At 65.1% G+C, this 24,291-nt stretch carries 28 protein-coding genes; 18 read left to right on the top strand and 10 right to left on the bottom strand.

What is annotated here, in order from left to right; all coding sequences use genetic code 11:
- Nucleotides 1-69: 69 nt before the first annotated feature.
- On the bottom strand, nt 70-1,974 hold the full coding sequence (gene dnaG, locus RMR04_RS08225) for a DNA primase (protein WP_311914060.1): 1,905 nt from the start codon (nt 1,972-1,974) through the stop codon (nt 70-72).
- 123 nt (nt 1,975-2,097) lie between these two features.
- Between dnaG and RMR04_RS08220 the strand changes: the two genes are divergently transcribed.
- Complete coding sequence (locus RMR04_RS08220; RefSeq protein ID WP_311914059.1) at nt 2,098-2,373, top strand: type II toxin-antitoxin system VapB family antitoxin; 276 nt, start codon at nt 2,098-2,100, stop codon at nt 2,371-2,373.
- Nucleotides 2,370-2,759 (top strand): type II toxin-antitoxin system VapC family toxin, encoded by a 390-nt coding sequence (locus RMR04_RS08215; RefSeq protein WP_311914058.1) that lies wholly within the window; start codon nt 2,370-2,372, stop codon nt 2,757-2,759. Before RMR04_RS08220 ends, RMR04_RS08215 begins: the two co-directional genes overlap by 4 nt.
- 14 nt (nt 2,760-2,773) lie before the next feature.
- Here the strand turns inward: RMR04_RS08215 and RMR04_RS08210 are convergent, their stop codons facing one another.
- Entirely contained in the window at nt 2,774-3,235 is a 462-nt protein-coding gene (locus RMR04_RS08210) for a GatB/YqeY domain-containing protein (protein WP_311914057.1), read from the bottom strand.
- Nucleotides 3,236-3,391: 156 nt separating this feature from the next.
- On the opposite strand from RMR04_RS08210, the gene carA reads away from it, so the two are divergent.
- Together carA and RMR04_RS08200 are read left to right on the top strand one after the other, a co-directional pair.
- The gene (carA, locus tag RMR04_RS08205; RefSeq protein ID WP_311914056.1) at nt 3,392-4,600 is read left to right on the top strand and encodes a glutamine-hydrolyzing carbamoyl-phosphate synthase small subunit; all 1,209 of its coding nucleotides are present in this window, start codon (nt 3,392-3,394) and stop codon (nt 4,598-4,600) included.
- A 157-nt stretch (nt 4,601-4,757) separates the two neighbouring features.
- Nucleotides 4,758-5,096, top strand: coding sequence for an NIPSNAP family protein (locus RMR04_RS08200; RefSeq protein ID WP_311914055.1), 339 nt, complete (start codon nt 4,758-4,760; stop codon nt 5,094-5,096).
- A gap of 112 nt (nt 5,097-5,208) precedes the next feature.
- On the opposite strand, the gene RMR04_RS08195 is transcribed toward RMR04_RS08200, so the two are convergent.
- Both RMR04_RS08195 and RMR04_RS08190 read right to left on the bottom strand, forming a co-directional pair.
- The gene (locus tag RMR04_RS08195) at nt 5,209-5,646 is read right to left on the bottom strand and encodes a type II 3-dehydroquinate dehydratase (RefSeq protein ID WP_311914054.1); all 438 of its coding nucleotides are present in this window, start codon (nt 5,644-5,646) and stop codon (nt 5,209-5,211) included.
- Between the two features lie 75 nt (nt 5,647-5,721).
- Nucleotides 5,722-6,555, bottom strand: coding sequence for a transporter substrate-binding domain-containing protein (locus tag RMR04_RS08190; protein WP_311914053.1), 834 nt, complete (start codon nt 6,553-6,555; stop codon nt 5,722-5,724).
- Nucleotides 6,556-6,823: 268 nt separating this feature from the next.
- Between RMR04_RS08190 and RMR04_RS08185 the strand changes: the two genes are divergently transcribed.
- From RMR04_RS08185 to RMR04_RS08170, 4 genes are all read left to right on the top strand, one after another.
- Nucleotides 6,824-7,516, top strand: a complete 693-nt coding sequence (locus tag RMR04_RS08185; protein WP_311914052.1) for a GntR family transcriptional regulator — start codon at nt 6,824-6,826, stop codon at nt 7,514-7,516.
- Between the two features lie 196 nt (nt 7,517-7,712).
- Nucleotides 7,713-8,546: a prephenate dehydrogenase/arogenate dehydrogenase family protein gene (locus tag RMR04_RS08180; protein WP_311914051.1), complete on the top strand. Its 834-nt coding sequence runs from the start codon at nt 7,713-7,715 to the stop codon at nt 8,544-8,546.
- Between the two features lie 186 nt (nt 8,547-8,732).
- Entirely contained in the window at nt 8,733-10,331 is a 1,599-nt protein-coding gene (locus RMR04_RS08175) for a methionine--tRNA ligase (RefSeq protein WP_311914050.1), read from the top strand.
- A 201-nt stretch (nt 10,332-10,532) separates the two neighbouring features.
- Nucleotides 10,533-11,921 carry a dipeptidase gene (locus tag RMR04_RS08170; protein ID WP_311914049.1) on the top strand — a complete coding sequence of 463 codons (1,389 nt, stop codon included), beginning with the start codon at nt 10,533-10,535 and terminating at the stop codon, nt 11,919-11,921.
- A gap of 269 nt (nt 11,922-12,190) precedes the next feature.
- On the opposite strand, the gene RMR04_RS08165 is transcribed toward RMR04_RS08170, so the two are convergent.
- The gene (locus tag RMR04_RS08165; RefSeq protein WP_410492215.1) at nt 12,191-13,720 is read right to left on the bottom strand and encodes an FAD-dependent monooxygenase; all 1,530 of its coding nucleotides are present in this window, start codon (nt 13,718-13,720) and stop codon (nt 12,191-12,193) included.
- 171 nt (nt 13,721-13,891) lie between these two features.
- Here RMR04_RS08165 and RMR04_RS08160 point away from each other — a divergent pair, with 171 nt between their 5' ends.
- Nucleotides 13,892-14,479 (top strand): TetR/AcrR family transcriptional regulator, encoded by a 588-nt coding sequence (locus RMR04_RS08160; RefSeq protein ID WP_311914047.1) that lies wholly within the window; start codon nt 13,892-13,894, stop codon nt 14,477-14,479.
- A gap of 155 nt (nt 14,480-14,634) precedes the next feature.
- On the top strand, nt 14,635-15,078 hold the full coding sequence (locus tag RMR04_RS08155; RefSeq protein WP_311914046.1) for a hypothetical protein: 444 nt from the start codon (nt 14,635-14,637) through the stop codon (nt 15,076-15,078).
- Between the two features lie 119 nt (nt 15,079-15,197).
- Here the strand turns inward: RMR04_RS08155 and RMR04_RS08150 are convergent, their stop codons facing one another.
- On the bottom strand, nt 15,198-16,130 hold the full coding sequence (locus RMR04_RS08150) for a LysR family transcriptional regulator (protein ID WP_311914045.1): 933 nt from the start codon (nt 16,128-16,130) through the stop codon (nt 15,198-15,200).
- A 90-nt stretch (nt 16,131-16,220) separates the two neighbouring features.
- Here RMR04_RS08150 and RMR04_RS08145 point away from each other — a divergent pair, with 90 nt between their 5' ends.
- From RMR04_RS08145 to RMR04_RS08135, 3 genes are read left to right on the top strand one after another with little or no spacing between them, the layout of a single operon-like run.
- Nucleotides 16,221-17,123 (top strand): DMT family transporter, encoded by a 903-nt coding sequence (locus RMR04_RS08145; protein ID WP_311914044.1) that lies wholly within the window; start codon nt 16,221-16,223, stop codon nt 17,121-17,123.
- A 45-nt stretch (nt 17,124-17,168) separates the two neighbouring features.
- Nucleotides 17,169-17,723: a DUF1697 domain-containing protein gene (locus RMR04_RS08140; RefSeq protein ID WP_311914043.1), complete on the top strand. Its 555-nt coding sequence runs from the start codon at nt 17,169-17,171 to the stop codon at nt 17,721-17,723.
- The gene (locus RMR04_RS08135) at nt 17,716-18,249 is read left to right on the top strand and encodes a GNAT family N-acetyltransferase (RefSeq protein ID WP_311914042.1); all 534 of its coding nucleotides are present in this window, start codon (nt 17,716-17,718) and stop codon (nt 18,247-18,249) included. Before RMR04_RS08140 ends, RMR04_RS08135 begins: the two co-directional genes overlap by 8 nt.
- Before the next feature lie 21 nt (nt 18,250-18,270).
- Here the strand turns inward: RMR04_RS08135 and RMR04_RS08130 are convergent, their stop codons facing one another.
- Nucleotides 18,271-18,531 (bottom strand): hypothetical protein, encoded by a 261-nt coding sequence (locus RMR04_RS08130; RefSeq protein WP_311914041.1) that lies wholly within the window; start codon nt 18,529-18,531, stop codon nt 18,271-18,273.
- Nucleotides 18,532-18,539: 8 nt separating this feature from the next.
- Nucleotides 18,540-19,796 (bottom strand): class I SAM-dependent methyltransferase, encoded by a 1,257-nt coding sequence (locus RMR04_RS08125; RefSeq protein WP_311914040.1) that lies wholly within the window; start codon nt 19,794-19,796, stop codon nt 18,540-18,542.
- A 153-nt stretch (nt 19,797-19,949) separates the two neighbouring features.
- Here RMR04_RS08125 and RMR04_RS08120 point away from each other — a divergent pair, with 153 nt between their 5' ends.
- The 3 genes from RMR04_RS08120 (at nt 19,950) to RMR04_RS08110 (ending at nt 21,936) form a co-directional block, all read left to right on the top strand.
- A complete protein-coding gene (locus RMR04_RS08120; protein WP_311914039.1) occupies nt 19,950-20,288 on the top strand; it encodes a PilZ domain-containing protein in 339 nt (112 codons plus the stop codon).
- A 158-nt stretch (nt 20,289-20,446) separates the two neighbouring features.
- On the top strand, nt 20,447-21,139 hold the full coding sequence (locus tag RMR04_RS08115; protein WP_311914038.1) for a class I SAM-dependent methyltransferase: 693 nt from the start codon (nt 20,447-20,449) through the stop codon (nt 21,137-21,139).
- Nucleotides 21,140-21,240: 101 nt separating this feature from the next.
- Complete coding sequence (locus RMR04_RS08110; protein ID WP_311914036.1) at nt 21,241-21,936, top strand: aspartate/glutamate racemase family protein; 696 nt, start codon at nt 21,241-21,243, stop codon at nt 21,934-21,936.
- Nucleotides 21,937-22,079: 143 nt separating this feature from the next.
- Here the strand turns inward: RMR04_RS08110 and RMR04_RS08105 are convergent, their stop codons facing one another.
- On the bottom strand, nt 22,080-22,484 hold the full coding sequence (locus RMR04_RS08105; RefSeq protein WP_311914035.1) for a GtrA family protein: 405 nt from the start codon (nt 22,482-22,484) through the stop codon (nt 22,080-22,082).
- A gap of 198 nt (nt 22,485-22,682) precedes the next feature.
- On the opposite strand from RMR04_RS08105, the gene irrA reads away from it, so the two are divergent.
- Complete coding sequence (gene irrA, locus RMR04_RS08100) at nt 22,683-23,180, top strand: iron response transcriptional regulator IrrA (RefSeq protein ID WP_311914034.1); 498 nt, start codon at nt 22,683-22,685, stop codon at nt 23,178-23,180.
- Nucleotides 23,177-23,707 (top strand): hypothetical protein, encoded by a 531-nt coding sequence (locus RMR04_RS08095; protein ID WP_311914032.1) that lies wholly within the window; start codon nt 23,177-23,179, stop codon nt 23,705-23,707. Before irrA ends, RMR04_RS08095 begins: the two co-directional genes overlap by 4 nt.
- 126 nt (nt 23,708-23,833) lie before the next feature.
- Here RMR04_RS08095 and RMR04_RS08090 read toward each other — a convergent pair whose 3' ends face one another.
- The gene (locus RMR04_RS08090) at nt 23,834-24,238 is read right to left on the bottom strand and encodes an ArsR/SmtB family transcription factor (protein ID WP_311914030.1); all 405 of its coding nucleotides are present in this window, start codon (nt 24,236-24,238) and stop codon (nt 23,834-23,836) included.
- Nucleotides 24,239-24,291: the final 53 nt, after the last annotated feature.

The following is a 24,291-nucleotide window of genomic DNA, read 5'->3' as shown; positions in this document are numbered from 1 at the left end:
GTTGATGAATCGTAAACCACCTGTAATCGGCACGCATAGCATGACCGCGGAAGCCGGAGCAGCTAGCCTTCAATCTCCAGACATGGCCTCCGTGCCCTCGATCGTCTCGAGGCGGGCCTTGACGTCCTTGATCCAGGCGAAATTGGCTTCGGTCGCTTCGTCAGCCAATGCGCGCTCGGCTGCCTTCAGCTCGCTATGTAACGTCCGCGCGCGATGATGCAAGACGATAGCCTGCCGAATTGAGTCGAAAACCGATTCTGGATCAGCCGCTTGCGTCAATTTTTGGCGCTCGGCCCGCCCGGTGATCGCCAATAGCGCGCTTTGGGCCTCCTGCACACGCGGCTGGACCAGGCGATCGGCCAGCGCATTCTCGTCGAGGCTATCATCCATGGCAGCCTCGAGCAGCACCTGGCGGAAACGCTCTGCGGCGGGGCCATCGAGCGCGAGCTCGGCGATCTCGTCGGCGCAACGCAAGATCAGATCGGGATGGCTCGCCAGCGCCAGCAAAATGAAGGCCTCGCGCACATCCTCGCCGCGGCGGCCCGCCATCATCCGCGACTGCGTCAATTGGCTGCTCGCCTTGAGCGGGCCAACGGCCCAGGGCGCCACGGCCTGACGGAAACCGCCGCGCCCGGCGCCACCGCCTTGCGGGCGACCGCGCTGAAAGCCGCCGTCACGGCCACGCTCGGCCCGCGCGGGAGCGGCGCTGGCGAAAAGCTGGGCCAGGCGCTCATCCATCTCGCGGCGGTAATGCCGGCGCGTCGCCTCGTCCTTGATCTGGCCAAGCGGCTCCTTCAGCCGGCGCTCGAAGGCGGCGCGGCGCTCGGGCGTGTCGAGAGTGCCGGCCTCGACCTCGCGCGTCCAGAGCATGTCGACCAGCGGGCGCGCCGCCTGCAGCACCTCGGCAACAGCCATCTTGCCGCCCGCACGCGCCAGATCATCGGGGTCCTGCCCGTCAGGCAAGGTCGCGAAGGCGAGCGACTTGCCCGGCTCCAGCATTGGTAGCGCGATGTCGATCGCGCGGCTTGCCGCCTTGCGTCCGGCCTTGTCGCCATCGAGGCAGATCACCGGCTCGTCGGCCATGCGCCAGAGCAGGCCGAGCTGGTCCTCGGTCAGTGCGGTGCCCAGCGGCGCGACGGTCTGCGGAAAGCCCGCCAGCGTCATCGCGATCACGTCGACATAGCCCTCGACGACGATCACCTGGCCGGTGTCATGGGCGCCCTTGCGAGCATTGTGGTGGTTGAACAGCAGCGAGCCCTTGTGGAAGAGCGGCGTCTCCGGCGAGTTCAGATATTTCGCCGAGACCTCTGCGCTCATCGCTCGTCCGCCGAAAGCGACCACCCGGCCGCGCGCATCATGGATCGGGAACATGATGCGGTCGCGGAAACGGTCATAAGGCACGGCGATCTCGTCGCCATGCACCAGCAGCCCCGTCTCCATCATCAGCGCGGCATCGACGCCCTTGGCTGCAAGGTGATCGCGCAAGGCGAAGCGGTCCGGCGGGCCATAGCCGATGCGGAAGAGCTTGCGCGCCTCGCCCTCCAGGCCCCGGCCCGAGAGATAGCGCCGCGCCGCCGCACCGCGATCGCCCATGAGCTCGGCCTCGAAGAAACGCGCCGCAAGCTCGACGACCTCATGCAGGCCCTTGCGCTTCTCTTCCTGAGCCTGCGCCTCATGCGTGATCTTCGGCAGCGTCACGCCGGCTTCGGAAGCGAGCTTCTCGACGGCCTCCGGGAAGGAAAGCCCTTCCGTCTCCATTACGAATTTGAAGATGTCGCCGTTCTTGCCCGAGGAGAAATCGAAGAACGAGCCCTTCTGGTCGTTGACGAAGAAGGAAGGCGTCTTCTCGGCGTTGAAGGGCGACAGGCCCTTCCATTCGCGGCCCGATTTGGCCAGGCGCACGCGCTTGCCCACGACCGCCGACACCGGCAGCCGCGCCTTGATCTCTTCCAGGATGGAGGGCGGGAATTTCATACTGTCCTATCTGGTCCTTCCGGCAGCGGAAGCCAACTCCCGCGAGGGCCGTTCCCCGGCTTATCGGCCATATCCACAGCACCGACGCCATGGTAAAGAAAATGCTCGAAAAGGAAGAAAGCCATGGCTCTCAACATCAAGGATCCGGAGACGGAGAAGGCCGTGCGCACCCTCGCCCGCCGGCGTGGCTTGACCTTGACGGAAGCGGTGCGCCAGGCCGTCAGGAGCGAACTCAACAAGGACGAATTGTCGGAGGAGGAGAAGGAAAAGCGTGTCGCCACCGCCATGGCGCGGATGGAGGCGTTGGACCGCAAATACGGAATCAAGCCGGCCGAGCAGTCCATGACCAAGCAGGAGATGGACGACATCATCGGCTATGACGAGAACGGCATGTGGTGAGCCTCGTCGTCGATACCTCGGCGATCGTCGCCTGCCTGACCAAGGAGCCGGAGCGCCCAGCATTCATGCGCATCCTCGCGCTTGCCGAGCGACGTGTTCTGTCGAGCGTCAATTTGCTGGAAGCCAGGATCGTGATCACAGGCTCGAAGGGCTTGCCACGCGATTGGCTGGAAGAGTTCATCGAAAACGAGCAGATCGAGATCGTCGCCTTCGACGAAAACCTCTCCGATCTCGCCTTCGACGGCTATCGCCGCTACGGAAAAGGCAGGCATCCCGCCAAACTCAACATGGGCGATTGCGCAGCCTACGCGCTGGCGAAGGCGCGCGGCTGGCCGCTGCTGTTCAAGGGCGAGGATTTTTCGCTGACGGATGTGGAGCGGGCTTGAGCCCGCTCCCTTGATCACCCACCCAGCGCCGCCTTCACCAGCCCGCTCGCTTTGGCGAAATCCATCTGGCCGGCGAATTTCGCGCGCAGGATCGCGATGACCTTGCCCATATCCTTGACGGAAGCCGCGCCGCTTTCGGTCACGGCCGCCGCGATCACGGCCTTGACCTCGTCCTCCGACATCTGCTTGGGCAGATAGGTGTTGATGACCTCGACCTCGGCGCGCTCGCCTGCGGCGAGCTCGGGGCGGCCATTGGCGTCGTAGATCGCGATTGATTCCTGGCGCTGCTTGATCATCTTCTGCAGCAAGGCGAGGATTTCGTCGGGCGTCGTCTCAGGCTTGCCCAGGCCGCGCGCCTCGATGTCCTTGTCTTTCAGCGCCGAGGTGATCAGCCGAATCGTCGAGACCTTGCCCTTCTCGCCGGCCTTCATCGCCTCCTTGAGATCGGCCGTGAAGCGCTCGCGCAGGCTTGTCATGTGGGTATTCCCTTTTTGTGCCGCAGGCTTGCGCCCGCGTCGATTGACGGCATGAAGGCGCGCCTTTAAGGCTCGCGCTCCAGACCGGCGGAGCGACAAAGCCGCTGCCCGCCTTGAAACATTGCCGCCCAGCGCGGCCTGGACCGAGACATAGACATGACCGCTCCCGAAGGAAACCCCGCCGCCGCCGGCTGGATCGAACCGCGCGCGACCGCGCTCCTGGCGCTGGCCAACGGCATGGTGCTCGAGGGCTTCGGCCTGGGCGCGACCGGCCAGGCGCCCGGCGAACTCTGCTTCAACACGGCGATGACCGGCTATCAGGAGATCCTGACCGACCCGTCCTATGCCGGGCAGATCATCACCTTCACCTTCCCCCATATCGGCAATGTCGGCGTCAACGAGGACGACGTCGAGACGGTCAACGCCGCCGCCTCCTCGGGCGTGCGCGGCCTCGTGCTGCACGCCGCGATCACCGAGCCCTCGAACTGGCGCGCCAACCGGCATTTCGACGCCTGGCTGAAGGCCCGCAACATCGTCGGCATCAGCGGCATTGACACCCGCGCGCTGACCGCCCTGATCCGCGACAATGGCATGCCCAACGCGATCATCGCCCACAGCCCCGACGGCGTCTTCGACATCGAGCAGCTCAAGCGCGAGGCCGCGGCCCTGCCCGACATGGCCGGGCTCGACCTCGTACCGCTGGTCACCGCCGCCCAGCGCTATAGCTGGGACGAGACGCCCTGGATCTGGCCCGTGGGCTATGGCAAGCGCGAGAGCGCGGTCCACAAGGTCGTCGCGATCGACTATGGCGTGAAGCGCAACATCCTGCGCCTGCTCTCCAAGGCCGGCTGCGAAGTCACGGTCGTGCCCTCGACCGCCAGCGCCGAGGACATCCTGGCGCTGCAGCCCGATGGCATCTTCCTCTCGAACGGACCGGGCGACCCGGCTGCAACCGGCGAATATGCCGTGCCGGTGATCAAGGCGCTGCTCGACAAGAAAATCCCGACCTTCGGCATCTGCCTCGGCCACCAGATGATGGCACTCGCCATCGGCGGCCAGACCATGAAGATGAAGCAGGGCCACCACGGCGCCAACCACCCCGTGCAGGACAAGACCACGGGCAAGGTCGAGATCGTCTCGATGAACCACGGCTTTGCGGTCGATCCGGCCTCTTTGCCGGCGCATGCGGTCGAGACCCATGTCTCGCTCTTCGACGGCTCCAACAGCGGCATCGCCCTGACCGATCGCCCGGCCTTCAGCGTGCAGCACCACCCCGAAGCCTCGCCCGGCCCGCAGGACAGCCACTACCTGTTCACTCGCTTCGTCGAGATGATGGCGGCGGAGAAGGCCAAGACAGCGGCCTGAAGACGGCGGCTTGGGCGCGACATTCAGCCCTCATCCCGAGGAGTGGACGAAGTCCACGTCTCGAAGGATGCTCCGGCAGGCTCTCGATCATCCCGTGAGACGCCGCTTTCGCGGCTCCTCGAGATGAGGGCCGCGGATGTCGACAAAGGAGCCGGGCATGATCCACCAGCTGCGCATCTATGAGATCTTCGAGCGCAACAAGGCCGCCTTCCACGCCCGCTTCCGCGACCATGCGATGCGGATCATGGCGCGGCACGGCTTCCAGATCGTGGCGATGTGGGAGACGGCGAGCGCCGGCCGCACCGAATTCGCCTATATCCTCGCCTGGCCCGACAACGAGACCCGGACAGCGCGCTGGACGACGTTCCTCGCGGACCCGGAGTGGATCGAGATCAAGCGCGTCACCTCGATCGAATACGGCAATCTCGTCGGCACGATCGAGGACCGGATCATGACGCTGACGGATTATTCGCCGACCGGGGTGATTTCCGCTTGAGCGCAGGCACCAAGCCCGCGCTGGACGACGCCGCTGGCGCTCAGACCCTCTCCGTCATCCCCAGCGCCCGGAGGGCGTCCCGGAATGACGATTCTTGTCTGGTCGAAAGCCGTTAGCTCTGGCTCAACAGATCCCGCATCGCGATCAGCGCGGTGGCGTAGCCGCGCGCGCCGAGGCCGGCCATCACCGCTGTCGCGACCGGCGAGATCAGGGATTTGTGGTAGATCGCCTCGCGCTTGTGGACGTTCGAGATGTGGAACTCGATGATCGGGCCCTCGAACATCTTCAGCGCATCCATGATCGCGACGGAGGTGAAGGTGAAGCCGGCCGGGTTGATGACGATGCCGTCACCCTCGTCGATCGCCTCATGGATCCATTCGATCAGCTCGTATTCCCGGTTGGACTGGCGGAAGACGATCTCGCGCTCAGGGACCGCAGCCCGGCAGAGCGCCTCGACCTCGGCCAGCGTGGTATGACCGTAGATCTCGGGCTGCCGGCGGCCGAGGCGGTTCAGATTAGGTCCGTTCAGGACATAGATCGGCTTCTTCATGGACAGGCTCCGCGGCGACCGCCGCTAACTGGCTAACCCGCCGCGCCACCGGGATGGCGGCGCGGCGAGCCGCGATCAGCTGACGGTGAAGGGAATGTTCTCGAGGCTGTCCGGGAATTTATGCACCGGCACCTTCATCCACTTGTCGTAGACCTTCTGGAGCTCGCCATTGGCCTTGATCTTGTCGATGAAAACATTGATCGCGGCGTTGATCTCCTTCTCTCCCAGCCGCGTGCAGGCGCCGTTGTAGAGGTTCTGGAATTCGAGCTTGTTCTCGAAGATGCCGGGCCGCGCCTGCTCGATCCGCTGGAGGTAGAAGATGTTGCCGCCCAGCGCCTGGACCTGGCCCGAGACCAGCGCCTGGATGCTCGGCGCATCGCCGTCATAGCGGCGGATCGTTGTATTGGCCGGCGCATTTTTGGTCACTTGCGTGTCCTGGGCCGCGCCCTTCGCCACGCCGATGGTGTAGCGGCCCATATCCGCATTGGTCTTGATGCTTTCCGCCTTGGGACCGATCAGGACGATGGTGTTGGCGACATAGGGCTTGCTGAACTGCACGGCCTTGGCCCGCTCCGGCAGCATCGCCATCGTGGCGAAGAGCAGATCGACGCGCCCGGTCGTCAGCGCGGGAATGCGGTTGTTGACCTCCAGCGCCACGAACTCGATCGCAACGCCGAGCTCCTTGCCGAAAAGCTCGGCGATATCGGCATCCAGCCCCTCCTGCTTGCCGGCGCTGTTGACGAAACCCCAGGGCGGGTTGTCGCCCTGAATCCCGACCACCAGCTTGCCCCGGCTCTTGATCTCGGCCGGCGTGATCGCCAGCGCCGGCCGGGTCGCAATAGCCGGCGCCGCGAGAAGCGCAGCGCCTCCCAGCAGGATGTCGCGTCGCAAAAACTTCGGTCCAGACATCGGTGTTCCCTCCCCAGGGTTACAGGCCGCATGGTGCTTTGGGCCGTGATCGGCTCTCGCTCCCGCTTGCCACGGGTAGCTCAGGCGTCAATCTTTCATCTGCTGAAATTAATTTCAACTGATGAATCATAAAACATCAGATATAACGGAACCCGGTATCGGCCATTGCGTCTCGGCTGGCCTCCTTTCCAGCCTCCGTCTATGCCGGAGCGCGATAGGCCCAGGGGCGAGCCTGCGAATGCAAGCCTTGCGAATGCGAGCACTGTGAATGAACGAGCTTTCAGCCCAAATCTTGCGCGACGAGACTGACGCCGGAACAGCCGGCGAGCAGGCCTATGAGCGACTGCGCACCGACATCGTCTTCGGGCGCCTGCAGCCCGGGCAGCGGCTCAAGCTGGAGCGGCTGCGCCTGGATTACGGCGTCGGCATCAGCACCTTGCGCGAAATCCTCAATCGCCTGGTGCCGGAAGGCCTGGTTGTCGCCGAGGGACAGCGCGGGTTCCAGGTCGCGCCCTGCTCAGTGGCCGACCTCAAGGAAATCGCTGCGCTGCGCCTCCTGCTGGAGTGCCATGCAATGGAACAATCCTTCCAGGCCGGCGACATGGAATGGGAAGGCCGCGTCGTCGCCGCCCATCACAAGCTCGCCCGGATGGAGGCCCAGCTGCTCGCCGGCGACCGCTCCAATGCCGAGCCCTGGAAACGCTATGACTGGGAGTTTCATCAGGCGCTGGTCTCGGCCTGCGGCTCGCGCGCACTGCTGGCCCTGCATTCGGGCGTCTATGACCGCTATCTCCGCTACCAGATGGTCTTCGTCATCTTCCGCGGAGAAATCGCCGCCGACGAGCACCGGGCCTTGCTGGACGCCGCCCTGAAGCGCCAAGCCGCCAGGGCGCAGGAGATCCTGTCCGCCCATATCTGGGGCTGCGTCGACTTCGCGCTCAGCAGGGGTCTGTCGAGCTGAGCCTGGCCGCTTCCCGGTTGACAGCCCCGCCGGCGCGGGATTTAAGCGGCTCATGACCAGCCCCGCCCTGCTCCGCACCCAGCAGTATTACGCGCTCTTTTCATAAGAGCGGGCGCATTTTCATGTTCAACCGCTGCGTTTGGCGGATGAACTAAAGGCAGTCACCCGGCATCGCGGCCTCCGAGAGGACCAGACGATGCCTACCCAGCGACATTCATTCTCCTCCATCGGCCTGATGGGCTTTGGCGCCTTCGGCCGGCTGATGGCGCAGCACCTCCAGCCACATCTGCCGCTTGTCGTCTTCGATCCGGCGCGCGCGCCTGAGGCCGACGGCTCGGGCAAGGGCCTGGCTCCCGGCGGCATCGCGCAGGTCGCCGCCTGCGACATCGTCATCCTCGCCGTCCCGGTCGACCGGCTCCCGGAGGCCATAGCGAGCCTGCGCCCGCATCTGCGCGCCGGTGCGATCGTGCTCGATGTCGGCTCGGTGAAGATCGAACCGGCGCGCCTGCTGCTCGCCGAACTACCCGACGATGTCGAGATCATTGGCACACACCCGCTCTTCGGCCCGCAAAGCGCGCGCCGCGGCATTGCGGGCCTGAAGCTCGCGCTCTGCCCGATCCGCGGCGACAGCTTTCGCCGGATCGCGGCCTTCCTGCGCCATGTCCTGAAGCTCGACGTCATCCTGACCACGCCGGATGCGCATGATCGCGACATGGCGATGGTGCAGGGGCTGACCCATCTCGTGGCAAAGATCCTCGTCCGCATGGAGCCGATGCCGCGCCGCATGACGACGAAGAGCTTCGAGCTGTTGATGCAGGCGACCGAGATGGTGCGCCATGACGCGCCCGGCGTCTTCCTCGCGATCGAACGCGCCAACCCGCATGCACGCGCCGTGCGCGAGCGCTTCTTCAGCTATGCGGAGGAGCTGACCGAGGCATTGGAGCGCGGGCACCGAATCTCGCCAACAAGCGCGATAAACACGCCAGCCGTGTCGGATTCCGCCATTGGCGAATGTCTTCGCATCGACTAAGCTTGCTCCATGATCAATTCCACCCCGTTCATCGCCTCTGCCATGATGATGCCGCCCTGCAAACCGGGAGCGGTCCCCTTCGGCATGTGACTTGATCAGAACATCCGACACGCCTGAGCCGCTTCCACCCGAGGCGGCTTTTTCATTTCCGGAATCGCCTCCTCATCCAGACCGAGGATTCCAGAAATGCCGGCCGAAACGCTTGAACCAGACGCGAGCCCTCACCGCTACATCACCAGCGCCATTCCTTATGTGAACGCCGCGCCTCATGTCGGTTTCGCGCTGGAGATGGTGCAGGCCGATGCCTTGGCTCGCTTCTATCGGCAGTCAGGCGATGAGGTGCGTTTCCAGACGGGAACCGACGAAAACAGCCTTAAGAACGTCCAGGCCGCCAACCTCGCGGGCATCCCGGTCGTGGAACTCGTCCAGCGCAACGCGCTGCGCTTTCTCGCCCTGAAGGACAGTCTGGACCTTTCCTTCGACGACTTCATCCGCACCAGCACCGATCCTCGGCACGGGAAGGGTGTTGAGCGCCTCTGGAAAGCCTGCTGCGACAATGGCGACATCTACAAGAGCGCCTATCGCGGCCTCTATTGCACCGGTTGCGAGCAGTTCTACGGGTTGGACGACCTTCTCGACGGACGCTGCCCCGAGCACGGCACGATCCCTGAGCAGGTCGAGGAAGAGAACTGGTTCTTCCGCCTGTCGCGCTACCGCGACCGCCTCCGCAGTCTCTATGCGCGTGGCGAGATCGAGATTGTCCCGGAAAGCCGCCGCAATGAGGTTCTTGCCTGGATCGAGCAGGGGCTCACGGATTTCAGCATCTCACGCAGCGCGGCACGTGCCGGTGGATGGGGCATTCCCGTGCCCGGCGACCCCGAACAGGTGATCTATGTCTGGTTCGACGCGCTCGGCAGCTATGTCACGGGGCTGGGCTACGGAAGCGATGAGGCTCTTCTCTCCCGCTACTGGACAGGTTCCGCCTCCCGCGAACATGTCATTGGAAAGGGCATCACCCGCTTCCACGCCGTCTATTGGCCGGGCATGCTGCTCTCCGCCGGCTTGCCCGTGCCGACGCGCATCCTCGTCCATGGCTACGTCACTGTCGAAGGCCGCAAGATCGGCAAATCCGCCGGCAACGCGATCGATCCGGTTCCACTCGCGGCGGAGCTCGGCACGGATGCGCTGCGCTACTATCTGTTGCGCCATATCCGCTCGACCGGCGATGGCGACTTCTCGCATGACCGCTTCCGGCAAGCCTATGAATCCGAACTCGCAGGGCAGCTCGGCAATCTGGCGCATCGCGTCCTCAGCATGATCGAACGTTATTGCGGCGGGATCCTGCCAGCGCCGCCGGACGGGTTCGCGGCAACCGACAGGCTCTCGAAAGCGGGCCAGCACCTGAACACGACGGTTGCCGGGCATCTGCAGGCCTTCGCCTTCGACCATGCGCTCGACACACTCTGGCTCTTCATCGCCGAGGCCAATCGTTATGTATCCGAGGAAGAGCCTTGGGTCCTGGCAAGGAAAGCGGCTTCAGGGCAGGATTCCGGCCAGGATTCCGGCGATCCCGCCGCGAGCCTCGCCAAGCTCCATGGCTGCCTGTTCAGCCTTGCCGGCGCGCTCCAGACGATAGCGCAATGCATCGCCCCGCTGCTCCCGGCAGCCAGCCGAAGGCTGAGCGAAAAACTCGGCAAAGACGGAGGCTATTCAGGGCCAGCTTCCCCCGACGCCTTGATCGGAACCAGGGTTGCAGCCGGTGCCCCGCTTTTCCCGATGCGCTGACGGGCACGATCGCTTCGCCGAGATGACCGGATTCGTCCGGAAACACGCGCTTTTTTCGGCCTCGCCACCCAAGGTCGATGGATCAATCCGTGGGATCTGGCTTGACGCCGCCGGCGCCTGGCTTCCCAATCTGCAAGCCTGCCTCCATCAAGTCCCGATCCCCGTCTCGGCCCATCATCGCGAAACCATTGGAGGCCCGCGATGAGCGTGCAGCCCGTCATCGACCATCTCCTCGCCCGGCACGATGCTGTGCTGGACCGGCTGAACGCCTTTCTGAGGCTGCCGAGCGTCAGCACCGATCCAGCCTATGCGCAGGGCATGCAGGATACGCGTCAGTTCCTGCTCGCCTGGCTGAAGGAGATCGGCCTGTCGGATGTGCAGCTGCTGGATGGCGGCGGCCAGCCGGCCGTTTACGGCACCTGGCTCGGCGCGCCCGGTGCGCCGACGATCATCATCTACGGCCATTATGACGTACAGCCGCCCGACCCGCTGGCCCTCTGGAAGACGCCGCCCTTCGAGCCGACGATCCGCGACGGCAGGCTTTATGCGCGCGGCGCATCCGATGTGAAGGGATCGACCACGATCGCAATCGAGACGGTCGCAGCCTTCCTCGCGGTGAACGGCCGCTGCCCGGTCAACATCAAGCTCTTCATCGAAGGCGAGGAAGAGACCGGTAGCCCGAGCCTGCACGCCATCGTCGAGCGCTATGGCCCGCTGCTGCAGGCCGATGCGATGATCTCGGCCGATGGCGGTCGCGCCAGCCCGACCGTGCCGACGATCAATATCGGCGCGCGTGGCCTGACCAAGCTCGAACTGGTGGTCCGCACCGCCGAGAAGGAACTGCATTCGGGCCGCTATGGCGGCTCGGTGCGCAATGCTCTGCACGAACTCGCGGCGATCATCGCCACGCTCCATGACGCGGATGGCGCGATCGCGATCCCGGCGCTGATGGACGCGGTGCGCACGCTCAGCGAACGCGACCGGCACGATACCGCCGCCTTACCTTTCGACGAGGCCGCCTTTGTCGCCGATATCGGTGGAATCGCCGCGGGCGAGCCCGGCTACAGCATCCGCGAAAGACTGACGCTGCGCCCTGCCATCGATGTCAACGGCATGTGGGGCGGCTATACCGGCTCCGGCAGCAAGACGGTGATCCCCGACGAGGCGCGCGCCAAGATCACGATCCGGCTCGCGCCGGGGCAGGACCCCGACCAAGCCGCGCAGGCGCTCAAGGCGCATATCCTGGCCGCGGCGCGGCCCGGTGTCGCGGTGAGCTTCGAGGCCATCGGGGGCGGCTCGCCCGCCTCGACGCTGGCGGCCGATCACCCGCTGGTGCAGGCCGCCACTCGCGTCCTGAAGGCGTCCTCGGGACAAGAACCGGTCCATGTCCGGCTTGGCGCGACGGTCCCGATCACCGCGATCTTCAAGGAGACACTGGGCCTCGACACGCTGATGTTCGGCCTCAATCTGCCCGACGAGGACGTGCACGCGCCCAACGAGTTCTTCCATCTGGCCTCGATCCCGCTCGGCTTGCAGGCCTGGCCGATGCTGCTGGAGGAACTCGGGCGCTTTCCTGCCGCAGCCTTCTGAGCCTGCCAGCCGGAGTTCGACGGCCCCTGGAAAGCGACATAGGCGGCAAACGACCGCTCGCTCGTCACTTGATCATTTGCGTCGAGATAGCCTCGGACGATGTGAAAGCCGCTACAATCAGGGAGCGGATCGGGGCCGGTCCGCCATGCGAGAACCGCGACTTCATTGTTGACGATTGCAGTCGCCTTGATGATCTGCATCACGCCATATCCGGAGTCGGATGATTTCTGCGATTGGTTGGGAGGAGGCCATCGCAAAGCTGGGCCGGCTCAGGCAGACTGACGTGCCTCCTCGGGCCCGCCGAACCATCGCGACGCGGCCTGAGCCGCGCCCTCGGGGTCAGGGGCGCCCTCAACGGCCCAGGCGACGACCCCATCGGGACGGATAAGCACGGCGCTCAAGCCCAGCCGATCCCTGGCGTCACCTACGACATAGGCGATGCGACCACTCCAGCGCGTTGCAAGCGCCTGAAGCGGTGCATGAGCGTCAAAATCCAGGAACAGGCCTCTGCCCGTTCTGAGGAGATCGCCGAGTTTCGTTCCGTCGGCCAGCGCGAAGTCAGGAGCGCTGCGGCCCACCAGCGGATGGCCGCCGCCAAGATCATAGTGGAGAGAAACACCCCAGACGCGCTCTGCGAAATATGTCGCGCCGTCGCGCGTCTCGATGAGATCGCGGATGATGGCTTCCAGCGCGCGTGAACTCTTAGCTGGCCGCATCAGCGCAACCTGGGCGCGCGACCACTCAAGAACCTGCGCCCCCACCGGATGCCGCTCACGCGCATAGCTGTCGATGAGACCGGCAGGCGCGTCGCCACGGATCGTCGAGGCCAGCTTCCAACCAAGGTTCATCGCGTCGCCGAGCCCAAGGTTGAGCCCCTGGCCGCCCAAGGGAGAATGGATGTGCGCGGCGTCACCCGCGAGCAGCACCCGCCCGTTGCGGTAGGTGGTCGCCTGGTAGGCGCGATCCGTCCAGGTCGTGGCAAGCTTCAAGGCCGTCACGGTGACGTCAGTGCCGGAGACACGGCGCAGGACCGACTGCACATGCTCGAGCGTGATCGGCCGGGTTCGATGGAAAGCGCCCCCGTCGAACTCGACCATCGCGATGGTCCCGGGCCGTGAGTAGGTATACATGCCGGTCGGCGTGTAGTGGCGGCCGAGGCGGAGCTGATCCGGATCGGCCATCTCGACCTCGACGGAATAGCCGGTGAACTCGGGATCGGTGCCGACGAACGCAAAACCGCCAGCCTTGCGGACCATGCTGCGGCCGCCATCACAGCCAACGAGCCAGCGTCCGCGAAACATCTCGCCGCCCGCGCGAATGCTCACGCCTTCATCCGACTGCTCGAAGTCTTCGACGCCGAGGCCGCGCCTGATCTCGACGCCCATTGCGCTTGCGCGAACAGCCAAGGCGGATTCGAGGTGCTCCATCTCGACCGCGATGCTGGCGCCCGCCGGACTTGGCAGGCGATAGCGCCATTTCGAGGTGTCGATGTTGTCCTCGTAGAACTGGATGCCGGCAAAATGGCCGCCCGGGCGGCGCGGCTGTTGCATCCAATGCGGGGCAGGCGAAGCACGGTTGCTCGAACCAGCCTGCGCGCTTTGCGGTGCCGCGATGTCGTTCAGCAATCCGCGGCGGTAGAAGGCTTCGATGCTGGGCACGGAGAGGCCGCGCATCCCGAACGGAAGCCGCTTCAAGGGCGAGCTCGGATCCTCGGCTTGCTCCAGCACCAACACCGAGACGTCGGCGAGACGCAGCTCGCAGGCGAGAAACAGGCCGACAGGGCCGGCTCCGGCGATCATGACATCATAGATCAAGGCAAAATTCCTCAAGTGCCCATAGGGCCCGCGCCGAGCGCGATGACGCGCGTTGGTGCGCTCGATAGAGCATATTTTTATACTCAGTGTAAATTTATCTATGGTATAGATATCGACATGTCAAACCGACTCGGACTCCGCGACCGCAAGAAGGAGGTGACGCGTCAGGCGATCTCCACCGTCGCCACGCGCCTGTTCGTCGAACGTGGCTTCGACAACGTCTCCGTCGCCGATATCGCCGAGGAAGCGGACGTCGCCAGAAAGACCGTGTTCAACTACTTCCCCCGAAAGGAAGATCTGGTCTTCGATCGCGAGGAGGAAGTGCGCGCCCTAGTGCGGGAAGCGCTCGCCGGTCGCGATGGGCGCTCGCCGGTGAAGGCGTTCCAGGCGCTGATGCGCAGGCTGGTCGAGACCCAGCACCCCCTGTTCAGGATCACGGAGCGGCCCGTCCAGTTCTGGCGTACCGTCGCGGAGAGTCCGGCCCTGACGGCCCGCGCCCGCGAGCTTCAGGTGACGCTCGCCGATGATCTAGCACGCATGCTGTCCGACGTGGTGGGCAGGCCGCATTCCGACCCCGACGCGCACCTCGCAGCGGCAATGCTGATGGCCACGCTGGTCGTCGCCTATGGCGGGGCGCTACGCGCCTTTCGCGGAAACCGAGAGCCCGAAGCCGCTTTCATGAGCGTGCTGGAACGCGGCTTCATCGGCGTCGACGCCGCGCTCGTCGGGACGCCTTACGTCTGATTTCGAAGGATTTCCGGCAAATCGGCGCGGCGGCCGTTGGCTGATGAGCAGCCCGGCAACTAGCCTCGGAATTCGCTTTTGCGGTGACATCGGCTCACAGTGGACAGCAGAGGCCGCCCAGGCGCCGCATGCGGGATACCCGCGAAAGACCCTTCATGAATCCAGATTTGCTGAGCGCCGTTGTGATTGGCGGGACCGTCGCCGGAATTCTCGACATCGGCGCGGCGGCGATGATCAATCGAAAGGGCCCTCTCGCCATCCTGCGGGGCATCGCGAGCGGGCTTCTTGGCGGCAAGGCGCTGAAAGGCGGAGCCCTGGCTTCGGCCTGGGGCTTTCTCCTGCAAGTCGCGATGAGCATCGTCATCGCCGCCATCTATGGGTTGGCCAGCCTCTGGCTGCCGATTCTGGTGACGATGTGGATCGCAGCCGGCCTGGCCTATGGCGTCGGCATTTTCGTGGTCATGACCTATGTCGTCGTACCGCTTTCAGCCGCGCCCAGCCGCCCACTCCCAGAAATAACGAAGATCGGCAAGGATCTGCTGGCCATGCTCGGTTTCGGCCTGATCATCGCCTACGCCGTCCATCGGGCGTCGTTTTAGCTCAAGCCTGCAGCGCCGCCTTGGCTCTCCGGCCTCGAACCGGGAAACGAGTTCTGCGAAGCTCTGAGACAGGGAGCCGGCAGTCTTTTCGTATCGACACGGCGTTTACCCGCGCCTCCTCACGCCGCCTTCGCCTCGATCTTCAGGAATCCTGCGAGCTTGCCGGCAGGCAGCTCCGCCTCCTTCGCGATCCGCAGCGCCAACGCGAGCGCAGCTGGGCGTAGCTGGCCGAGCGGACGGTCGAGCCAGTAGGAGACCGGGTTCAGCGCGGTGCGAGGGTCGACCATAGCGACCCGGCCCGCCTCGACCTGGGCATGCGCCAGAGGCGGGCGGGCCAGCGCCACCCCGAGCCCGCAGGCGGCGGCGTCGAGCACGAGGTTATAATCCTCGAACCTGCGATCCTGCGGGCGCGGGCGGTAATCCAGCCCATGGCTCGCGAACCAGGCACGCCAGCCCGCGGCATCCGAATCATGGATCAGCGGATATGCCAGCAGGCGCTCCGGCCGGCCCTGCCCGATCGCCCGAGCGAGCTCCGGCGCGGCGATCGGATAACACCATTCCTCGAAGAGCTGCACCGAGATGCGCCCGGGCGCGCCGCCGCGCCCGCAGCGAATGGCGAGGTCGATGCCCTCGTCATCGAGATCGACGCGACGGTGGTCGACCTGCAGCACGATGCGCAGGGCTGGATTGCCGCTTTCGAGCTGGTGCATGCGCGGCATCAGCCAGAGGCTGCAGACCGACGGTGTCGCACTGAAGCGCACCACGGCCGCGCCCCGCGCCTCGGTCCAGCGGTCAGAGGTATCGGCGATCAGCGAAAACGCCTCCTGCGTGCGCTGGAGCAGGCGCTGGCCCTCCGGCGTCAGCGCCACGCCGCGCGCCTGCCGCTCGAAGACGCGCAGGCCCAGCCAATGCTCCAGCTTGGCCACTTGCCGGCTGACCGCGCCATGGGTCAGGTTCAGCGCCTCGGCCGCGGCCGAGAAGCTGCCGGTGCGCGCCGCGGTCTCGAAGGCGCGCAGCGTATCGAGAGGCGGAAGGTTCGAGCTGTGATCCATTCTCACAGCTCGCCCTCGAATTCATCGTTTGTCAATCAGCTGGGGCAGGTATCTATGGCGGGTCATGCTCTCTCCTCGATGAGGTTCGCCATGACCACCGCCAGCGCCGCAGCGCCAATCCCCACCAAGTCAGCCTTCGACTCGACCACGCTGGGGCTGGCGATCTTCACCATCATCGCCTGGGCCTCGGCCTTTCCCGCGATCCGCGCCGCGCTCAGTGGCTTCGGGGCGCTCGAACTCGGCGCGGTACGCTTCGCCATCGCCGCCGTGCCAGCCGCGCTGTTCCTTGCCGTCACGCGGCCAAAGCTGCCGGAATGGCGCGACGCCTGGCGCTTCGGCTTCGGCGGGCTCGTCTTCGTCGCGGGCTACACCGTGCTGCTCAATCTCGGCCAGCAGACGGTCTCGGCCGGAGCGGCAAGCTTCATCATCAACATCAACCCGATCATCACGGCAGCGCTCGCCATGCTGGTGCTGGGTGAGCGTTTCAGCGGCAGCCAATGGCTCGGCAGCGCGATCTCGCTCGCCGGCGTCGGGGTGATCGCCTTCGGACAGAACGGGGCGGCGCTCGACCTCGGCATCGGCGTGCTCTTGGTGCTCGGCGCGGCCTTGTGCAACTCGCTCACCACCATCGTGCAGAAGCCGCTCTTCGCCCAGCACAAGCCGCTGACGGTTACGGCCTGGAACATGGTGGTTGGTGGCCTCCTGCTCTCGCCCTTCCTGCCGAGCGGTATCGCCCAGGCGCAGACTGCCTCGACCGCCAGCCTCTACGCCATGTTCTATCTCGCCATCGTGCCGAGCCTGATCACCTATGCGACCTGGACGACGCTGCTCTCGCGCCTGCCGGCGGGCCGCGCCTCGAACCTGCTCTATGCCGCCCCGCCGGTCTCGCTCCTGATCAGCTATCTCTGGCTCGGCGAGGTGCCGAGCCTCCTCGGCATCCTCGGTGGCGCGATGGCGCTGGGCGGTGTCGTCATCGTCAATCTGAAGCGCTGACGCCGCGCTTCCAACCCGGCGGCGGGGCTGCGATACTGCCCCGCCATGCCTGTGACGATCTTCCTCCTGCGCGCCGTCAATCTCGGCGGCGCCAGCACCATCAAGATGGCGGCCCTGCGCGCGCTCTGCCCGCCGCTGGGCCTTCGCCATGCCGCGACCCTGCTGCAGAGCGGCAACCTCGTCGCCTGCCATGACAGCGAGGCGCGCGACATAATCGCCCTGAAGCTGGAAGAGGCGATCGCCGCCACGCATCCGATGCGCCCGCGCGTGATTGCCCGCAGCCAGGCCGAGCTGCAGGACATCTTGACGCATTCCCCACTGCCGGCCGCGGAGCGCCAACCGAACTGGCTTCTGGTGATGCCGCTCGACGCGGTCCCGACTGATGGCGCATTCGACCGCCTGCGCGCCTGGCACAAGGGGCCTGAGGAGATCGGCCTGCGAGGCCGTGACCTCTATCTGCACTATAGTGAGGGCATCGGCCGCTCGAAGCTGACCAATGCCGTGATCGAAAGGCATCTCGGCGTGCAGGGCACCGCGCGAAACTGGACGACGTTGACGAAGCTCGCAGCGCTGGCCCAGGAGGTCGCCGGCCATGGCTGAGACCGAAAGCGACGTCACGATCAGGCCGCTCAATGCCGCCAATGCGGAAGCCTATCGGGCCTTGCGCCTCCAGGCGCTGCTTCAGGCGCCCGAGGCCTTTGGCGCAAGCCATGCCGAGGAGGCGGCGCGCCCGCTTGAAGCCTTCATCGCGCGCATCACGCCGGCTCCGCCGAGCCTCGTCTTCGGGGCATTCGCGAATGCGGAGCTGGTCGGCGTGGCGGGTTTCCTCGCTGGGAACTCCGAGAAGAGCCGGCATCGCGGCACGCTCTGGGGCGTCTATCTTGCACCGGACTGGCGCGGGCGCGGCGGCGCTCAAGCGCTGATCGAAGCGGTAAGCGCCCATGCGGCGCAGCATGTGCTGGTGCTGCAGGCGCGCGCCGTGACGACCAACAGCGTCGCGCTGCGCCTCTATGAACGCCTCGGCTTCAAGCCCTATGGCATCGAATCGAAGGCGCTACGCATCGACGGCGCGTTTTTCGACGAGGCGCTGCTGGCGCTCGATTTTTCGGAGGCCGAACCCGGCTGAGGAACGCGGCTATCACTTCGATCAGCGCGACCGACGCTCCAGCGCCTCAGTAAGCCAGATCACGGCCTTGCGCCCCGCGAGCAGGGCCTCGTCCTTCGTCTTGTAGCTCAGGCCGGAATAGTGCTGCACCGGCGTCCAGGCGCCGCCATCCTCGACGTCGCGCCGGAATTCCTCGAAGCCGAAGCTGCCGTCCGGCCGCGAGAAGCAATCGACGCAACGATCATGCTCGGCGTTCTCGACACTGTCGAAGACGAGCCAGGATGGGTCGATGCGCCCAGACATAGCCTTCTTCAGAATCCCCGCGCTTCCAGCGCCTTCTCCGCATCCGTGATGTAGTCGCGCACCACCGGCACGGCGCTCTTATGCGGGCCGAGCAGGAGCTGGAAGACCATATCTCCGCCGATGTCGAAGGAGATCTCGCAAGCCGAGAGATAGAACTCCCACATCCGCGCGAAGCGCTCGCCCATCATCGTCACGACTTCCGGCCGATGGGCCATGAAGCGCTCGCGCCAGGCGTGGAGCGTCCAGTGGTAGTGCCGCCGCCAGAACTCGCAATCCGACGACCACAGGCCGGTCTGCTCGACCGCAGCGAAGACCTCCGACATCGCCGGCGCATAACCGCCCGGGAAGATGTATTTGTCGAAGAACGGCCCGGTGAAGCCCGGCGGCCCGACGCGGCCAATGCAGTGCACCAGCGCAATGCCGTCCGGCGTCAGCAGGTCACGAATGGCCTCGAAATATTCAAGGTAATGCGCGACGCCGACATGCTCCATCATGCCGACCGAGACGACACGGTCGAAGCTGCCCTTGAGTTCGCGATAGTCCTTGTTGATGAAAGTCACGGCATCACCAACGCCCGCCGCCTCGGCACGCTTCTGGGCAGCCGCCATTTGGTCGGGCGAGACGTTGAGCCCCGTCACCTTCGCGCCGCAGGACTTGGCGAGGTAGATCGCGAGCTCGCCCCAGCCCGAGCCAATATCGAGCACGGTCATGCCCGGCTCGATCTTCAGCTTGGCCGCAAGATGGCGCAGCTTGGCCTTCTGCGAGGCTTCCAGTCCTATGTCTGGAGAACTCCAATACCCGCAGGAATAGGTCATCGTCTCGTCGAGCCAGAGCTTATAGAACTCGGTCGGGATGTCGTAGTGGTGCTTGACCTTCTTGCCGGCGAGCCCGAGCGGGTTGTGCATGCGGAAACGCCGGATGCGGAAGCGGATATTGCGGACGACCTTCTGGATCGGGTGCTTGCGCAATTCCTTGCGCTGCATCCAGAACAGGCTCAGCAGATCGTGGATCGACGAGCCGTCCTCGAAATCGATCCGGCCGTCCATATAGCCTTCGGCCAGCGCCATTTCCGGATTGAGGAAGATCTCGCGTTCGATCTTGTCGTCATGGAAGCGCACGGTGACGGCCGGCGCCGTCTTCATCTGGCCAGCGAACAGGATCTCGGCCGGGCCGGAGCCGAAGACATGGCGCTGGTTGTCGGGAGTGATCACGGTCAGCCGGCCGTGCCGGACGAAGCGCTTCAACAGCTTGGGTAGTAAAAACATCATCACCCTCGGATTCGCGCGAAGCTTAGAGCCGGCGCCGCGCTTGGCAAGCCGCGTGCCCTCGCAGCCTCAAGGCGGCGCTGTCTCCAGCCCCGCGCAACCCCACTGGATCAGGTTCTCAGGCCGAAGCGCAACGGCAAGAAGGCGACGCGCATGGAAAAACGAAGCTCGAAGCGCTGGCGCTCGCGCCTGCGCTCGGCGAAGCTGTTCGACGCGTCGCAGCGTTTCCTCGTCGAGTGTCGCATCATGGATCTGTCGCCGAGTGGCGCCCGGCTGAAGCCGGAGAGCGACCGGCCGCTGCCGCTCGAGCTTTTCTATCACGACGACGACAAAATCTTCGCGCCGGCGGCCCTGATCTGGATCAAGAAGCGCGAGATCGGCATCCGCTTTCTCGACGCGACCGCAGCCGAGGGAGAGGCAGCAGACCCCGAGCCCCTGGACAGCGTTGCGCAACGGTTCGCCATCGGCCGAGAACCGGGTGATGCCAGATGAAATTACGAAGTGATCCCATCTGACATCTGAATCCGTCTCTCATCTAAAAGTGAGAGCAGGATCAATGCGAAAAACCGGTTTCCACTTTTTCGCATCCTGCTCTAGTCGTGGCGGGACCGGCCGCAGGAAGCTGCCGGCAAGCGGCGAACGGCGAGACCATGTCCTGGCGCGATTTCTGGAACGGCGAGCATTCCATCTACGTTTCGCCGCGCCACAAGGCGCTGCATTACCGGCAGATCGCCAGGGACCTAGCCGGCCAGATCCCGGCGCCTGACGCCGTCGTGCTCGACCATGGCTGCGGCGAGGCCTTGAGCGCCGATCTTGTCGCCGCCGCCTGCGGCAAGCTCTATCTCTGCGAGGCGGCGCCGAACGTACGCGAACGGCTACGCGCGATGTTTGGACGCATCGGCCATGTCGCCGTGGTCTCGCCGGAGGAGGTCGAGGCGCTGCCGGAGGCGACGCTCGACCTCGTCGTGGCGAATTCACTGATCCAGTATCTCAGCCGCGAGGAGCTCGCGGCGCTGCTGCGCAGCTGGCTCGCCAAGCTCAAGCCGGGCGGCAAGCTCGTCATCGCCGATGTGATCCCGCCCGATGTCAGCCCGCTCACCGACGCCTCGCAACTCCTGGCCTTCGCCTGGCGCGGCGGCTTCCTGGCCGCCGCGCTGGCCGGGCTCGTGCGCACCGCCTTCTCCGACTACCGCAAGCTCAGGGCGCAATACGGGCTCTCGACCTATACGGAAGCTGACATCGCCGGGTTGATCCGGGCCGCCGGCTACGATGACGTGCAGCGGCAGCCGAATTTCGGCCACAACCCGCAACGGATGACCTTTGCGGGGACGAAGCCGGCCTGATGATGGCCCTTCATGACAGCGACCTGGGCCGGGTTTCGCCCTACCGCGCGGGGCGTTAAACCGGCATCGTCGCCGTCGGCGCGCTTGTAAGGACTTATCCCATGCATATCGGCTTGATCGGGGGCATCGGCGTTGCGGCAACGGTGGTCTACTACCAGCGCCTGACGGCCGCTGCTGCGGCGCGCGGCGTAGCAAAGCTTGAGCTTACGATCGTCCACGGCGAGATTCAGGAACTGATCCGCAACAATCTCGCCGACCGCAGGGCCGAGCAGGCACAGGCGTTCCTTCCGCTCGTCACACGCTTGAAGGACGCAGGCTGCGATTGCGTCGCTCTGTCATCGCTGGGTGCGCATTTCTGTCTGGATGAGCTGGCGGCCCTGTCGCCCTTGCCGATCGTCTCCGCCGTCGCTCCGCTCGACGCCTATTTCGTCAAACAGGGCATCAAGCGGATCGGCCTTCTCGGAACGCGGGTCGTCATGCGCACACGCCTTTACGGCCAGCTTGCTCGCACGGACGCCATCGCATTGGACGACGAGATCGAGCGTCTCGGTCAAACCTACCAGGACGTCGCGGTCGCCGGCACATGCTCAGCCTCGCAGCGCGAGCTATTTCTCGACGCAGGCAGGCGCATGACCGCGGCCGGAGCTGACGCGATCGTTCTCGCCGGAACCGATCTCAATCTGGCTTTCGATGGGCAGAACCCTGGATATACGGTCATCGACGCGCTGAATATCCATGTTGCTCTGCTTGCGGATTTGGCTTCGGGACGTCAGTCCTTGAGCGATATCCCATCATAGCGCCGAGGGCATTCGCGCTTTCGAACACACCCAGCTGTGATGGACTTGCCAGCTGTGATGGACTTGCCAGCCGTGACGGGCTTGCCAGCCGTGACGGATTTGGCGGTTCGTAGGCCGAGATGCGTTGAAGCACCTTCCGCCCCCTACTCCACCCGGTCGGCGAAGCTGAAGAACTTGTGTCCGAGGAACGAGAACACCATGACGATCCCCGTAGTGACGAGCTGCATCGGCAGATAGGGCAAGCCTAGCTTCGCGACGAAAAGATGCATCAACGCGCCGGTGAGGACGAAGCCTCCGGCCGCGATCAGCGCGAAACGCCAGGTCGCCTGGACGTGGCTGTGGGTGGCATCAAAGGTCAGCCAGCGATTCAGCGTGTAGGACACCACTGCCCCCAGAGTGAAACCGGCCAGCGTTGCCGGCACTGGGTCAACCCCGCCAAGTTCGACCAGGCCGATCAGCAGCGCGTAATGCGCCACGGCCGTGATGCCGCCGGCAAAGACATAAGCGACGAGCTGGCGGGTTTGGCGGGGCAAGCGATTGAGCGGCATGCCGCTTCATAGCCCGGATTGCCGAAGGATTGCTTACAGCGCTCCTGCCCTGCGCCAAGCCGGCAATAGGCTAGCCAGGCCGCTGCAGCGATCGAACAACCGCCCGGTCATTTCAGGTCGTTCGATTCAATATTGCTACTGCAAATCATTTGCAATAATGTCCGAATTCACGCTCCCGACTTCGGACCCGCCGCGCTCATGGATGCCATTCCGCCTTTCGCCGATGCATTGAATGAACCGACCATCCGCTCACGGCTCAAGGCTTCGGGCCTGCGTCCGACACGGCAGCGTATCGCGCTCGCAACGGTGCTGTTTGCCGGGCATGACCGCCATCTGGCGGCTGAAGACCTCCATTATGAGGTCAGGCGGCTCGGCGCATCTCTGTCGCTGGCGACGGTCTACAACACGCTGCGCCAGTTCGACGAGGCCGGGCTGATCCGCCGCGTCACGCTGAACGGCAGCCGCTCACATTACGACACCAGCGTCAGCGACCATCAACATTTCTATGTCGAGGACGAGGATCGATTGATCGACATTCCCGCTGAGGCGATCCGCTTCGGCCGCCTGCCCGAGCCGCCGGAAGGCTACGTCATCAGCCGCATCGACGTCCTGATTCGGCTCAGGCGGCTTGCCCCCCAGCTCTCCGAGGCCGAACGGCTCACCCCGGACATCCCCCGACGCGGAGACCGACCATGAACCACCATGTCGCCGTCAATGGTCCCGGCCTCGCAGACGCCGAATGGCAGCGCCTCACCGGCGCTGCCAACGACGCCTTCGCGGCGGGCGACAGGCTCCGCGAGGCGCTGCTGCTTTACCGCGCCGCCTTCGCAGAGGCCGAGCGGCTATTCCATGCCGCGGAGATCGCGCCCTCGGACGTTCCCGCCCCCACCATCTTCGTGGTCTCCTGCCAGAATCTGGCCGAGGCCACGCGCCGCTCCGAGGGCGACGAGGCCGCCCGCGCCTGGCTGAGACGCGCCTTCGATCGCCTGGTCGCGACGGCGGAATCGCCACGGATGCCCTTAAACCTGCGCATCGATTGCATGCGCGACCTGAAAATCGCCTTCCTGAGCCTCGCCGAGCACAACCGCGACGAGGCGGCGTTCGCTCCCGAGAAGCAAGGGCTCATCGAACGCGGGCGGTCTGCGGTCCTGAGTGTGACGCAACTGGTCGAACATTTCGCTAGAGCAGGATGCGAAAAAGCGGGAACCGGCTTTTCGCATTGATCCTGCTCTCACTCTTGGGTGAGAGCCGTGCTCCAGCGGCAGGCCAATGCCAGCAGACGGCTATCCTGATCCGACCCTGCCGTCTGTTTCTCGAGGCAGGCGCTGGCGGGACAGCTCAGCCGCGCTCTACGATGCGACCAGCGAGCCCGATAGGCGCGGCAGGCTGGGATCGCGCCGCGCTGTCTCCAACACGCTGTCGAGCAGGCCCGGGAAGCGGCGGTCGAGATCCTCGCGCCTGATCGAAAGATAGCGCGAGGTGCCCTCGACGCGGGAGCGCGTGATACCGGCCTCGCGCAACTTGGCGAAGTGATAGGACAACAGCGACGCCGAGGCGAGTTCCGAGAAGCTGTTGCAACGCGCCTTGTCGACCTCGGGCACGTCGGCGAGCGCCACCAGGATGCCGAGCCGGATCGGGTCGGCCAGCGCCGCGAACACGTCGGCCGCGGCGATATCGTCGATATCGGGATGGAAAACCGTTTTCATAGCCTGATCGAGATAGGAGATCGCGACGCTCCTGACAAGTTTCAACATTCGTTGAAATTACCCTTGCGATCTCGCATCTGCGAACGTAAATTCAACGATCA

The sequence above is a fragment of the Bosea sp. 685 genome, from assembly GCF_031884435.1.
GTDB lineage: Bacteria > Pseudomonadota > Alphaproteobacteria > Rhizobiales > Beijerinckiaceae > Allobosea.
The sequence above is the reverse complement of the archived record's forward strand: the minus strand, read 5'-3'. Positions and strand labels throughout refer to the sequence as shown.